Source organism: Bacteroidales bacterium (assembly GCA_035299085.1).
In the GTDB taxonomy this organism is placed as follows: Bacteria; Bacteroidota; Bacteroidia; order Bacteroidales; family UBA10428; genus UBA5072.
In genome coordinates this window covers 1-12,956 of record DATGXG010000045.1, presented here as the reverse complement: position 1 = coordinate 12,956, position 12,956 = coordinate 1, and the positions used below count along the sequence as shown (strand labels likewise).

At 42.6% G+C, this 12,956-nt stretch carries 12 protein-coding genes; 2 read left to right on the top strand and 10 right to left on the bottom strand.

Annotated features, from left to right (window positions below; all coding sequences use genetic code 11):
* Window positions 1-2: 2 nt before the first annotated feature.
* The 7 genes from rsxA to VK179_14285 are packed head-to-tail and all read right to left on the bottom strand — an operon-like array spanning window position 3 to window position 5,406.
* Entirely contained in the window at window positions 3-578 is a 576-nt protein-coding gene (gene rsxA / locus VK179_14315) for an electron transport complex subunit RsxA (protein HLO59918.1), read from the bottom strand.
* 10 nt (window positions 579-588) lie between these two features.
* A complete protein-coding gene (locus VK179_14310) occupies window positions 589-1,185 on the bottom strand; it encodes an electron transport complex subunit E (protein ID HLO59917.1) in 597 nt (198 codons plus the stop codon).
* 11 nt (window positions 1,186-1,196) lie between these two features.
* The gene (locus VK179_14305) at window positions 1,197-1,775 is read right to left on the bottom strand and encodes an RnfABCDGE type electron transport complex subunit G (GenBank protein ID HLO59916.1); all 579 of its coding nucleotides are present in this window, start codon (window positions 1,773-1,775) and stop codon (window positions 1,197-1,199) included.
* Entirely contained in the window at window positions 1,768-2,769 is a 1,002-nt protein-coding gene (locus VK179_14300; protein ID HLO59915.1) for an RnfABCDGE type electron transport complex subunit D, read from the bottom strand. The genes VK179_14305 and VK179_14300 overlap by 8 nt, the downstream gene beginning before the upstream one ends.
* Window positions 2,766-4,100, bottom strand: coding sequence for an electron transport complex subunit RsxC (gene rsxC, locus VK179_14295; GenBank protein HLO59914.1), 1,335 nt, complete (start codon window positions 4,098-4,100; stop codon window positions 2,766-2,768). Before rsxC ends, VK179_14300 begins: the two co-directional genes overlap by 4 nt.
* A gap of 2 nt (window positions 4,101-4,102) precedes the next feature.
* Complete coding sequence (locus tag VK179_14290) at window positions 4,103-4,981, bottom strand: Fe-S cluster domain-containing protein (protein ID HLO59913.1); 879 nt, start codon at window positions 4,979-4,981, stop codon at window positions 4,103-4,105.
* On the bottom strand, window positions 4,981-5,406 hold the full coding sequence (locus VK179_14285) for a SoxR reducing system RseC family protein (protein ID HLO59912.1): 426 nt from the start codon (window positions 5,404-5,406) through the stop codon (window positions 4,981-4,983). Before VK179_14285 ends, VK179_14290 begins: the two co-directional genes overlap by 1 nt.
* A gap of 280 nt (window positions 5,407-5,686) precedes the next feature.
* Between VK179_14285 and VK179_14280 the strand changes: the two genes are divergently transcribed.
* Together VK179_14280 and VK179_14275 are read left to right on the top strand one after the other, a co-directional pair.
* Window positions 5,687-8,062, top strand: a complete 2,376-nt coding sequence (locus VK179_14280; GenBank protein HLO59911.1) for a DNA translocase FtsK — start codon at window positions 5,687-5,689, stop codon at window positions 8,060-8,062.
* A 4-nt stretch (window positions 8,063-8,066) separates the two neighbouring features.
* The gene (locus tag VK179_14275) at window positions 8,067-8,726 is read left to right on the top strand and encodes an outer membrane lipoprotein carrier protein LolA (protein HLO59910.1); all 660 of its coding nucleotides are present in this window, start codon (window positions 8,067-8,069) and stop codon (window positions 8,724-8,726) included.
* Between the two features lie 2 nt (window positions 8,727-8,728).
* Here the strand turns inward: VK179_14275 and VK179_14270 are convergent, their stop codons facing one another.
* From VK179_14270 to VK179_14260, 3 genes are all read right to left on the bottom strand, one after another.
* Window positions 8,729-10,189, bottom strand: coding sequence for an aminoacyl-histidine dipeptidase (locus tag VK179_14270; protein HLO59909.1), 1,461 nt, complete (start codon window positions 10,187-10,189; stop codon window positions 8,729-8,731).
* A gap of 108 nt (window positions 10,190-10,297) precedes the next feature.
* Entirely contained in the window at window positions 10,298-12,286 is a 1,989-nt protein-coding gene (locus VK179_14265) for a chemotaxis protein CheA (GenBank protein HLO59908.1), read from the bottom strand.
* On the bottom strand, window positions 12,283-12,648 hold the full coding sequence (locus VK179_14260; GenBank protein ID HLO59907.1) for a response regulator: 366 nt from the start codon (window positions 12,646-12,648) through the stop codon (window positions 12,283-12,285). The genes VK179_14265 and VK179_14260 overlap by 4 nt, the downstream gene beginning before the upstream one ends.
* Window positions 12,649-12,956 lie beyond the last annotated feature (308 nt).

Here is a 12,956-nt window from a genome sequence, read left to right as displayed (position 1 = left end):
AGCTATTTTACAATTCCTGAAAACCCCATAAAAGCAAGCGATAACAAACCCGCTGTAACCAATGAAAGCGGAAAACCTTTCATCCCCTTCGGAGTGTCGGCAAGAGCCAGTTGTTCCCTAATTCCGGCCATAAGGATCAGGGCAAATGTGAATCCTGTTGCTATACCTGCTGCATAAAGCACGCTCATAACAAGGTTGAAATCCTTCTGAACAGCAAGAATGGCTATCCCGAGAACAGCACAGTTTGTTGTGATAAGAGGCAGGTAGATACCCAGGGCCTGGTATAATGCCGGGGCCGCTTTCTTCAGAATGATCTCAACAACCTGGACAAGAAATGCAATCACGAAAATGAAAGTTATCGTTTGCATGAATTCGATGTGGAGCGGAATCAGTACATAATTCTGGATAAGATAAGTAACCAGGTTAGCCAGCGACATAACGAAGATAACGGCTACTCCCATACCCATTGATGTTTCAATTTTATTTGAAACACCCAGGAACGGGCAAATTCCAAGGAACTGAACAAGCACTACATTGTTCACAAGGACGGCCGAAATAATTAGCAGGATATATTCCATGGTTCCGGGATTAAATATTGAATTTTAATTTTATTCTGTTCATAATGGCAATCAGGAATCCGTACGTTACAAATGCACCCGGAGGCAGGACGAAAATCAGGATAGTGGATGCATTTTCTGCAAGAAGACGGACGCCGAAAATAGATCCGTTCCCGAGTATTTCACGTATGGAGCCGATTAAGGTTATTGCCATTGTAAAACCTATTCCCATACCCAACCCGTCAAGTAACGATGGCCAAACGCTGTTCTTCTGGGCAAATGCTTCAGCCCGGCCAAGGATTATGCAGTTTACCACAATAAGAGGGATGAAAATTCCGAGCGCTTTATATAAATCAGGAGTATAGGCTTTCATTACAAGGTCAACTATTGTAACGAATGTGGCTATGATAAGGATGAAGGCGGCGATTCTGACTTTATCGGGTATGAAGTTTTTCAGTAAGGAGATAAAAAGGTTTGAGAAAACGAGGACAAAAGTGGTGGCGGCTCCCATGCCAATGCCGTTTACAGCGGCTGTTGTTATGGCCAGGGTAGGACAGGTTCCGAGAACTATAACAAATGTCGGATTTTCTTTAAGGAGGCCGTTTGTAAGATACTTGAGATTTGCCATTTCAATCTGAATTATTGTTGAACCGGAATAGTGTCACTTATTGATTTCAGCGTGTTAAAAGCTCTCTGCAGAGCGTCACAATATGCACGCGAACTAACCGTGGCCGCGGTAATAGCATCAACCTGCCCGCCATCTTTCTTCACTTTTAACCGGTATTGAGAAGGGTTTTTACCCGGAAACTGCGAACTGAATTTAGGATCGGTCATTTTCGTGCCCAGGCCAGGTGTTTCCTTATGACTAAGAACGACAATTTTAGTAATGGTCCCGTCAGGCTTAAATCCGGCCATCATTTCAATATGCCCTCCGAAACCTTTATCAGTAAAGGTTTTGATTGCAAAACCCGAGACTTTGTTCTGAAGCAACAGCTGGTAAATTTTCACACCGTCTTTTTCAGTCACGTTTGCCATCGGGTCACTGTCAAAATCAGGAAATACCTGTTTTATGGCATCGGTTTCTTTTTGTTTTGAAGCTATTTCAATAGGATCTTTTGTCTTAAGGTATACAAATCCCAGTGCTGCGGACATTGTCATGGAGATCAGCACGAGAGAAAGGATCATGTTGATCAGTGTTGATTCCAGTTTCTTAGCCATTTTTTACCTCCTCTCCGAAGCGTTTTGGCTTGATATATTTATTAATCAATGGAACAAAGGCATTCATTATGAGTATCGCAAAGGACACTCCTTCAGGATAAGCACCGAATTTCCGGATTACAACTGTAATGACACCAATCCCGGCGGCGTAAAGTATCATTCCCTTTTTTGTCATGGGAGATGTTACAAGGTCAGTAGCCATATATATTGCACCGAGCATTACACCTCCTGTAAGAATATGAAAGAGGGGAGAAGCATTGCGGGTCGGATCGATCAGATAGAGTATTCCGGTAAATGCAAATATGGTACCCACCATGATAACCGGTATATGCCATGTGATTATTTTTTTATACAACATCCACGCAAATCCTAAAATCAATGCAAGGGCAGAAATTTCCCCCATTGAACCACCCATTTGACCGAGAAAGAGCTGCATGTGATCCGGAATCTGGTTCATAACTTCGGGAACAGTCTGGCCGTTTCTCAGGGCTTCTTTGAGGAATCCAAGCGGAGTGGCACCGGTGGTTGCATCAAGATAGTGAAACCTCGACGCACCGGGTAATGGCCAGCTTGTCATTTGAACCGGAAAAGAGATCAGGAGGAACACACGCCCTACAAGTGCAGGGTTAAAAGGGTTGTTACCAAGGCCTCCATATGTCATCTTTCCGACGCCAATGGCAAACACCGCACCAATGACGACCATCCACCATGGAAGATTCGAAGGAAGATTGAAGGCGAGCAGAATTCCGGTTACAATGGCAGAGCCGTCCCTGATTCTCACCGGTGCATCCATAATGTATCGCTGGATAATCATTTCTGCCAAAACGCACGACACAACCGATACGGCTGTGATCACCAGCGCTCCCAGGCCGAACATATATACCGTTACAATGAATGCAGGAATCAATGAAAGTACCACGCCGTACATCAGCTTTGGAACTGACAGATCACTGCTGATGTGAGGGGAGGGTGAAACAGTTAGTATTTTACTCATTGTTTTTTTCTGGATCTTATAATTTTACCGACATTGTTTTTTCCTGATCGTACAAAGTCCAATAATGGCCTTGCAGACGGACATATATAACTGCACGATCCGCATTCCATACAATCCATTATATGTTCCGATTCGAGCCTGTCAAACTCATTCTTTTGGGATAAGGGCATAAGCAGGTAAGGTTCGAGCCCCATTGGACAAACAGCTACACATTTGCCGCACCGCACGCAAGGTTGTGGTTTGTTCCTCGAAGCTTCGTCATCCTGAAGAAGCAGAATTCCCGAAGTGCCCTTTACAACAGGTATATCAGCAATTGCAAGAGCTTTTCCCATCATCGGACCACCCATTATGATTTTCCCTGTGTTTTCAGATAAACCTCCGGCAGCTTCTATAAGTCCCGCTACAGGTGTACCCAGGCGGACACGGAAATTCGCGGGATTTTTAATGTTTTTTCCTGTAACGGTTACCACTCTTTCAATAAGAGGTTTATTTTTTTGAACCGCCTCGTAAACAGCAAATACTGTTCCTACGTTGAAGGCAACCACACCCACATCAACAGGAAGACCCCCTGAAGGCACTTCCCGTCCGGTGATAGCCTTTATCAGCTGTTTTTCGCCGCCCTGAGGATACTTCACCTTAAGAGGATGAACCTTAACTCCGGTGTATTCTGATGCAAATTTCTGCATAAGAGCAATGGCATCAGGTTTGTTGGCTTCAATGCCAATATGTGCCTGTGTAACGCCTAGTGCTTTTTTTAGAATTTCGATGCCAACCATGATTTCACCGGGTTTTTCAAGCATCAGGGCATGATCCGCCGTAAGGTATGGTTCACATTCGACACCGTTTACTATAAGAAAATCGGCTTTTTTGCCTCGTGGTACGGATAATTTGACATGTGAAGGGAAAGTTGCACCACCGAGTCCCACAATTCCCGATTCATTGATTTTATTGATAATTTCTGCCGCATTAAGCTTAATTTCTTTGTCTAGCAGTGTATCGGTGTTGATATCGTCAAACCATTCATCGGCCACAGCTTCAATAAAAACGGCCTGGCGTTTGTAACCACTTGCATCTGTTACAGCCTCAATACGGGAAACTTTTCCGGTAACTGAAGAGTGAATGTTGCCCGACAGGAAACCCTCACCTTTTGCAATTAACTGCCCGGTTTTCACAGCAGCGCCTTTCTCAACTATAGCTTTGGCCGGAGCACCCATATGCTGCGAAAGCAATATCGCCACAGTTGCGGGAACCGGAAATGGTTCCACCGGCCGCCCTGCTGATAACTTATTTTCAGGCGGATGAACACCACCCTTGTGAAATGTCTTGAACACGGTTAGTCTTTATTTACAGTTAATGGATTGTTGCCTGCAGTTTCAGGGATTTTTTCCTTTTTTTGGGGAAATCCGATCTCAATAATACTGTTGGTCGGACATTCAGGCGCACACTTCCTGCATAGCCGGCATTTATCAGAATCAATGTATGCCAGGTTATTTTCAAGAGTTATGGCATCAAACGTACAAACCTTAACACATTTGCTGCATCCGATACAGGCCACCGAACAACTTTTACGGGCGATGCCTCCTTTGTCTTCGTTACTGCATGCTACATAGATTTTTTTATTTCCCTTCCATTTTTTTCGGAGTTCGATCAGGTTTCGGGGGCATGCCTTAACACAGGCACCGCATGCCGTACATTTTTCATCCGAAATCACAGGAAGTCCGGTTGTTTCGTCAATGTACATGGCGTCAAACAGACAGGCCTCAACGCAATCTCCAAAGCCATGACACCCGTAATTGCAACCCGTTTCACCGCTGTAAAGGGCCGAAGCTATTGCACATGAAGCAGTGCCATCGTATATGCTTGTTCTTGGACGGTATTCACATGTGCCATTGCATTTAAGCACGGCAATTTTTGCATCCTGTGTCACTGCCTGTCTTCCCAGCACTTCTGCTATCCTGGCCATAACGGTGTTGCCGCCTACCGGACAAAATAATCCGTCAAATGATTCGGATTTAACAAGGGTTTCTGCCAGGTTACGACAGCCGGCAAAGCCACAGCCACCGCAGTTGGCGGCAGGCAACTCAGCTTCAACCTGGTCAATCCTGGGATCTTCAAAAACCTTGAATCGTTGCGCCACAAAATATAGAACTACGGCAGCAACAGCACCTAAAAGGCTTAATGAAAGAATCGTGTAAATAATAGTTGTAACCATCACAATACTTTTTTCCGGGCAGAAAAAATGAAAACTTTCTTTAACCGGTTTCGGAATAAATACAATATCATATAATAAGGAACCAATGAGAGCAGCGCAGATAGTCCCGCAATCCAGTCTTTTGCCCCAATGCTGCTGAAAATCAGCAGGGTTGTGATTAAAACGGCAAACGGAACCAGGTAGCCAAGTAGAATGGCTTTATTACCCTGGCCTGTTGAAATATTCACATCCACAACATCCCCGGGTTTAATATCTGAACTGAAATCACTAATATCAATGATTCTTTCTTTGGTTTCTCCTAAAAAGCACAAGGATTGTGCACTGCAATGACCGCATAAGGCCTCGCGGTGAATTCTCACCTGAATCATATGGCCGGATATTCCTTCCACAGTCCCCATCTGTTCTTTACATACAGAGGCTTCCATGAATATTTTAGTATTTATACTCAAAAATAACAAGGTTACAATTATCTGCTAACCATAAATATCATTTTCAGGTAATTTAGGATGATTATAAATAAGGTAACAGGTAATGAAAAATGAAAAAATGAAAAAATGAAGAATGAAATGAATACTAAATTCCGTCGAACACCGAACACCGAATACCGATTACCGAATACTGAAATTGTGGATAACATTTTACACTTTCCGTCAGTTTATATTGGGTACTTACTTATTTTAGCACCTGTTTGACGAATTACGCATAATGGCAAAGAAAAAAATTTCAGATGAACCGGTGAATGGCAAAGCCAAATCGGGTTCGTTTTTTACAGATGAACGTTTTAAGGTGGCGCTTGGATTTATAATTTCAGGATTTGCCGTTTTACTTTTTGTGTCGTTTGTTTCCTATTTGTTTACCTGGAAAACCGATCAGAGCTTTCAATGGTCACGTGTTTTTTCTGAACCGGAATATCATGTTGACAACTGGTCGGGCAAAATCGGCGCTTATTTTTCCAACCTTTTCATCAATCAGTGGTTTGGTATTGCCTCTGTTGCGGTTCCATTTGTTTTGTTGCTTATGGGTTTTGCCCTCATGCGCGTTAAGATTAAAAGCCTCTGGTTCGTATTTCGTGTGGCCATGGTAGGTATGATTCTTTTTTCGGTTTGGTTCGGATTTATCCTTGGATCATTTCACGGCATCCTGGGCAGCGGACTGGGAGGCAAACACGGATTATACCTGAGCCAGTGGCTTGTTGCCTTTGCAGGTATCCTGGGAACAGGCCTGATCCTTCTGGTTGCAACGCTTGTGTGGATGATTTTTTCGAATAAAAATACTTTGCATTGGCTTGGAAAGCTTTTTACAATTAAGGTTAAAGTACCTCAATGGCCGGAGAAGAAACCTGAAGAAAACAAAGCAGAAAAGCCTGCTGAAGCCGCCAATGCAAAAGCGGATCATGATAATGACCTGGTTTTCGAAACAGAGTTTAACCGGAATGAAAGAACAGTCGTGGGGCCTGCAGTTAAAGGTTCTGTTCCTGAAAAGGAAGAGGAGATTGAACTGGTAATGACTGATGCCATTGAAGAACCCAAGAACGTTGATGAAGCGACCGAAAACTATGAAATGCTTGGAGATTATGATCCTACTCTTGATCTGTCGCAATACCGCATGCCTTCGGTTGACCTGCTGGAAAAGCATGATGCGGAAAACTCCACGGTTACAAATGAAGAGTTGATCAGCAACAAGAATAAAATTGTAGAGACACTTTCAAATTATAAGATCCAGATCGATAAGATCAAAGCCACTATTGGTCCCACTGTCACCCTGTATGAGATCGTTCCGGCTCCCGGGGTGAGGATTTCAAAAATCAAAAGTCTTGAGGACGATATCGCTCTCAGCCTTGCCGCGCTGGGGATCAGGATCATTGCCCCTATGCCTGGTAAAGGTACTATTGGTATTGAAGTTCCCAATCAGAACCCTGAAATTGTTTCGATGCGATCTGTGCTCTCTTCAAGGAAATTCCAGGATTCGGCTTTCGAGCTTCCGGTTGCTATGGGTAAGACCATCTCAAATGAAACCTACGTTTTTGACCTGGCCAAAATGCCGCATCTCCTGCTTGCCGGTGCTACAGGTCAGGGTAAATCAGTTGGTCTGAACTGTATTATAACTTCTTTGCTTTACAAGAAACACCCGTCGCAGCTTAAATTTGTCCTTATTGATCCTAAACGGGTTGAGTTAACTGCCTATACAAGCCTTGAGAAACATTACCTGGCAAAAATTCCGGATGCCGAGGAAGTGATTATTACGGACACAAAAAAGGTTATATATACTCTTAATTCGCTCACCATTGAGATGGATCAGCGGTACCAGCTTCTTGAAAAGGCCGCTGTAAGAAATATCAAGGAATACAATCACAAATTTGTAAAGAGAAAACTGAACCCGGAGAAGGGGCACAGGTATCTGCCGTATATTGTTGTAATTGTGGATGAGTTTGCCGATCTTATCATGACAGCGGGCAAGGAAGTGGAAACACCGCTTGCACGGCTTGCCCAGCTGGCAAGGGCCATTGGCATTCACCTGGTAATTGCCACGCAGCGTCCGACAACCAATATCATTACAGGTGTGATCAAGGCAAACTTCCCGGCCCGTATCGCTTTCAGGGTTACCTCAATGATTGATTCAAGGACCATTCTTGATTCACCGGGCGCAAACCAGCTTGTCGGCCGGGGTGATATGCTTTTTGCCCCTGGCAGTGACATGATCCGCATACAGTGTGCCTTTATTGATGTGCCTGAAACTGAAGGGATAACGAAATTTATTTCATCTCAGCGCGGATTTCCGACTGCCCTTTATTTGCCTGAATTTGTTGATGAAAGCACCAATGCGGAAATCGGTGAAATCGATCTTTCAAAACGTGATGGCCTTTTCAATGATGCGGCACGACTTGTTGTGATTCACCAGCAGGGCTCTACTTCACTTGTCCAGCGGAAATTTTCAATCGGATATAATCGCGCAGGACGTATTATGGATCAGCTGGAAGCGGCTGGAATTGTCGGGCCGCCCGATGGCAGTAAACCCCGGCAGGTTTTTTACCAGGATGAATATGCACTGGAACAGTTTTTGAACTCTATGTCGAAAAATTAACAGAATGAAATATCTCTTGGTCTTCCTTAGCCTTCTTACCTGTGCCTTCATAAACGCCCAGGAAAATATCCAGGATCCTGAGGCTGCCAGGATTCTTGAAAGTGTTGGTGAAAAATTCCGGAGCCTTCCTTCATTTCAGACCGATTTTGAATTAAGCATCCTTGACAGGAAAGACAATTCAAAAAATACGTCTGCAGGTAACCTGGTATTGAAGCAACAAAAATACAAACTCAACAGCGAGGGAAGTATTGTATTTTACGATGGGAAAACCATGTGGACTTATGTTCAGAAGAGTAATGAAGTTACAATCACAGAACCCAGGAATAATTCAGGCGATTTCATGAGCAATCCTTACGGGTTTTTCACCTCGTATAAAAATGAATTTAAATACCGGTATGTAAAGGAAACTCTCAATAATGGCGTTACCTGCCATGAAATCGATCTTTTTCCGAAAAATCTGAATCAGCCCTATTCACGAATTAAAGTACTTATAAATAAACAAACCAGCCTTCCTGAAGCAATTACTTCAATAGGCAAAGACGGCGTTGATTATTCAGTACGGCTGAAGAATACGGTAACATCAAAGGTATTTCCCGATACAGCCTTTACTTTTAACCCTGCTGAATATAAAAAGGTCGAAATTATTGATATGAGAGGCCTTTAAGGTTATTTTACAGGTACACTCTCAAGAGTCTTAACAAGAAAATCCCAGAATTTCTGCACGCTGCCGATATGAACTTTTTCATCGGGTGAATGAGGATGCCTGATCGTAGGGCCAAATGAAACCATATCCAGGTTAGGATAAACTCCGCCGATTATTCCGCATTCAAGACCTGCATGGACAGCCTTAATTTCCATTTTCTTATTATACATTTTCATGTAAACATCGTCCATTACCTTCATAATAGCCGAATCCATATTGGGTTTCCATCCCGGGTACGAACCTGTAAATGCAGTCTTTGCCCCTGCAAGTTCAAACAATGCCTTCATCACATCGGCAATATGTTGTTTTGCAGAATCCACTGAGCTTCTGAGCAGGCAGTTAACCTGTATTTTTTCTCCGGCCGTTTTAACGATGGAGAGATTGGTAGATGTTTCCACAAGCCCTTCTATTCCGTCGGTCATGCGTATCACTCCATTAGGACAAGCATAAATAGCTGCAATTACATTTTTCTGTAAAACCGGTTCCATCACCCTGGCAGGCATAACGGTTTCAGTAAGTTCAAGTTTAAATTCAGGTTCCACGGCTGAAAGTTCGTTCTTTACCACCTGAACAAAATCACTGACCAGATTCCTGAATTCATTCACATTTTTTGATGGAATTAAAACTACGGCATGAGCTTCACGCGGAACGGCGTTTCTCATATTGCCGCCTTCGAACTCACATAATTGAAGTCCGACTTTAGATTCAGCATTCCATAGCAAACGGAAGAGAATCTGGTTCGAATTTCCCCTGCCCAGGTCGATATCAAGGCCTGAATGACCTCCCCGGAGTCCGGAAATGCGGATAAGGAAAGGTTTTGCATCAGGCTGAATCCTGGATGTTTTATATTCGAATTCAATATTGGCATCCATTCCTCCCGCGCATCCGATGAATAATTCGCCTTCGTCTTCCGAATCAAGGTTCATCAGTATTTCACCTTTTAATACATTCGGCTTAAGTTCGAATGCACCTGTCATACCGGTCTCTTCATCAATAGTGAAAAGGCACTCAATAGGTCCGTGTTTGAGGTTATCCGATTCAAGAATATACAGCATTGAAGCAACACCGATCCCGTTGTCTGCGCCAAGGGTTGTGCCGTTTGCCTTTACCCATTCACCATCAATATAGGCTTGAATGGGATCTTTCTCAAAATCATGTGTTTTATCGCTGTTTTTCTGGGGCACCATATCAAGATGCGACTGGAAGATAATGCCTTTCCGGTTTTCCATACCGGGTGTTGCCGGTTTGCGGATGACCACATTTCCAACTGCATCAACAACTGTTTCAAGCCCAAGTTTTTCACCAAACTGTTTTACAAATTCAACTACGCGTGCTTCCTTTTTTGAAGGACGGGGTATTTGGGTAAGATTCTTAAAATTTCTCCATATTCCTGACGGAGCAAGGGCTTCCAGGTTTGTATTCATATAGTTTTATATTAATGTATTTATGTCGGTTAACAAAGTTACCGATATAATCCTTTCCATGCCAAGATTTTTGTCATGGTAAACAGATACAGATCAATAAGGAATCAGTTATTTTTCTTTTTGACCAAAGAGGGCGTTTGTATCCAGTATAAGAGCCAGGCGACCGTCGACCATGATACTTGCACCTGAAAAATAGGGGAGGTGATTAAACAAGTCACCCAACGGTTTCACTACCGCCTGGTATTCACCTATAATCCTGTCGGCTATAATGGCATACGTTTGATCAAATTTATTTATGATCATCACAATAGAATTTTCTTCATCGTCGCTATTGCCATATTTGAATTTTTCACGCAAATTCAGGAATGGAACAAGCTTTCCTTTATATTCTATATAGTGATGTTCCTTCTTTTTCAACAAGCTGTAATCTTCTTTGTAGCAGTATTCAATATCAAGCATAGGAACAAGAACAACCGAGCGCCCTACCTCAATCATCAGGGTATCAATGATGGTGAGGGTAGTGGGGAGTTTCATTGTTATGGTGGTTCCGAGTCCTTTTTCAGTGAAGACTTCAAGCGTTCCGCCAATCCTGTTAACTTCCTTTTTAACTACATCCATACCGACGCCTCTTCCTGAAACCAGGCTGACATTTTCATTTGTTGTAAAACCCGGCTCGAGAATCAGGTTCAGCAATTCATGATCATCAATCTGTTGTTCAGCTTTAATATATCCCATTTTGAGCGCGGCAGTTTTCACCTTTTCAAGGTTAATGCCACAGCCATCATCCTGAACCTGCATGATGACACTGGTGCCAGAATTGAATGCGCAGATTTTTATAATTCCTTCGGGATTTTTACCTTTTTTTATACGCTCTTCAGGTGATTCGATACCATGATCAATACTGTTCCTGAGCACATGTATAAGGGGTTGTTCAATGGCCTTTAAGATGGTTTTGTCAATTTCAATATCATGTCCCTCAAGAATCAGGCTTACTTCCTTATTCAATTCTCTTGAAAGGTCACGAACCTGTCTTTTAAAACGGGTAAGTAAATTTCCAACAGGCACCAGCCGGATATCCAGCGCATTTATCCTGAACTTTTTTGTCAGTTTCGATAGCTGTTCAACCGTATTCAGCAGCATGGCACTTGAATCTTTTGGCACACATGCTTCAAGAGTGGCTGTTTGAGTGACAAGTTCACTCACAAGGTTCATTAATTCGTCGAGTTTTATCGACGATACATTAACTGATACAGATGATTCACCTGCCTTTTCTGCCTGGGTTAAGACATCAGGTTGTTTTCCGGAAGTTTCTGCTTTGCTGTAATGAGTAGCATTATCAACTTTTGAAAAATGTATTGAAAGATGATCCCTGACATCATCGACATCCGGATTAATCTTTTTAAGAACAGACTCTATGCGATTTAAATTTTCCTCAGTTTCTGAAGCATGTACAACAAAAAATTCGGCCGGATCATAAAACAGGAAAATATCCTCAATGTCGTTCAATAAGGATGAGGTATTCAGATATACCTCCCAGGTTGTTGTACATATCTTTTTATCATTGCCCTGGCCGGCACCCTCATGATCATGTGAGATTACATGAGAAGTTCCTTTACTTTTAATCTCGGATACTATTTTTTCAGGATCCAGGCCTCTTTCATAAACTGCCGGGTCAGGCGTAAAATAAATGGCAAAAATATTCCCTGACCCTGTTACGGTCAATTCCTCATCACTACCTGCAACTATCTGCTTTAAAGATGCAGAAATATCAGGCAAGACGGTTTGTGAATCTTTACCTTTCAGCATGCTTTCAATTGAATCTTTAGCCTGTAAGGTAAGGTCAATGATCTCGCGGTTAATTTCCAGTTCCCCTGACCTGATCCGGTCGAAAAGACCTTCGAATTCATGAGTTATATCCTGGATGTTTTTGAAACCAAACATGCCGGCACTTCCTTTCAGTGTATGCATTACCCTGAAAATTCCGTCAATCACTTGCTTGTCCCGGGAACCCTGTTCCAGAGATAATAGCATTTCTTCCAATTGCAGGATCAGGTCTGTGGCTTCCTGCTGGAAAATATCTGAGAATTCATCAATCATGCAAGCACCTTTTGAACCAATTTCTTAAATTCAATTACATCAAAAGGTTTCTTGATCCAGCAGGTAATTTTAGCTTCTTTTGCCCGGTTTTGTTTGGCTATGCTGGTTTCAGTGGAAAGCATAAAAATAGGTATATAACGGTATTCATCCCTGCTTCTGACATATTCAACGAGTTCAGCACCTGACATTCTGGGCATGTTATAATCGGTAATTACAAGATCAACCTGTTCACCGTTAAAATACTTCAGTGCATCCTGGCCGTCTTCAGCTTCATCAACCCGGTAACCCATACTTTCGAGAGTTTTCTTAATAATCTGTCTCGATGTATTAAAGTCCTCAACAACAACAATTCTTTTACTCATTCTATGAAAAATTAGCAATTTGAGATCAACACGAACATACCAATATTCCTTTCCGGAACCGGAATGAATTTTTGTACGGAATTATCTGAAAGAAGTTTGAAAGAAATTTGAAAAAGAAATTTGAAAAAGAGTTTGAAAAAGAGTTTGAAAAAGAGTTTGAATAAGAGTTTGAAAAAGAGTTTGAAAAAGAAGTTTAATTAGTTCAAACGGCGAAGCCTTCAAACGGCGAAGCCTTCAAACGGCGAAGCCTTCAAACGGCGAAGCCTTCAAACGGCGAAGCCTTCAAACAGCGAAGCGATTAAACAGCG

Bases quoted from the DNA above. Each gene is read 5' to 3' on its own strand.
- VK179_14305 (HLO59916.1), bottom strand. From the start codon at position 1,775: ATGGCTAAGAAACTGGAATCAACACTGATCAACATGATCCTTTCTCTC.
- VK179_14275 (HLO59910.1), top strand. From the start codon at position 8,067: ATGAAATATCTCTTGGTCTTCCTTAGCCTTCTTACCTGTGCCTTCATA.
- VK179_14265 (HLO59908.1), bottom strand. From the start codon at position 12,286: ATGATTGATGAATTCTCAGATATTTTCCAGCAGGAAGCCACAGACCTG.
- VK179_14270 (HLO59909.1), bottom strand. From the start codon at position 10,189: ATGAATACAAACCTGGAAGCCCTTGCTCCGTCAGGAATATGGAGAAAT.
- VK179_14285 (HLO59912.1), bottom strand. From the start codon at position 5,406: ATGGAAGCCTCTGTATGTAAAGAACAGATGGGGACTGTGGAAGGAATA.
- VK179_14260 (HLO59907.1), bottom strand. From the start codon at position 12,648: ATGAGTAAAAGAATTGTTGTTGTTGAGGACTTTAATACATCGAGACAG.
- VK179_14280 (HLO59911.1), top strand. From the start codon at position 5,687: ATGGCAAAGAAAAAAATTTCAGATGAACCGGTGAATGGCAAAGCCAAA.
- VK179_14290 (HLO59913.1), bottom strand. From the start codon at position 4,981: ATGGTTACAACTATTATTTACACGATTCTTTCATTAAGCCTTTTAGGT.
- rsxA (HLO59918.1), bottom strand. From the start codon at position 578: ATGGAATATATCCTGCTAATTATTTCGGCCGTCCTTGTGAACAATGTA.
- VK179_14300 (HLO59915.1), bottom strand. From the start codon at position 2,769: ATGAGTAAAATACTAACTGTTTCACCCTCCCCTCACATCAGCAGTGAT.
- VK179_14310 (HLO59917.1), bottom strand. From the start codon at position 1,185: ATGGCAAATCTCAAGTATCTTACAAACGGCCTCCTTAAAGAAAATCCG.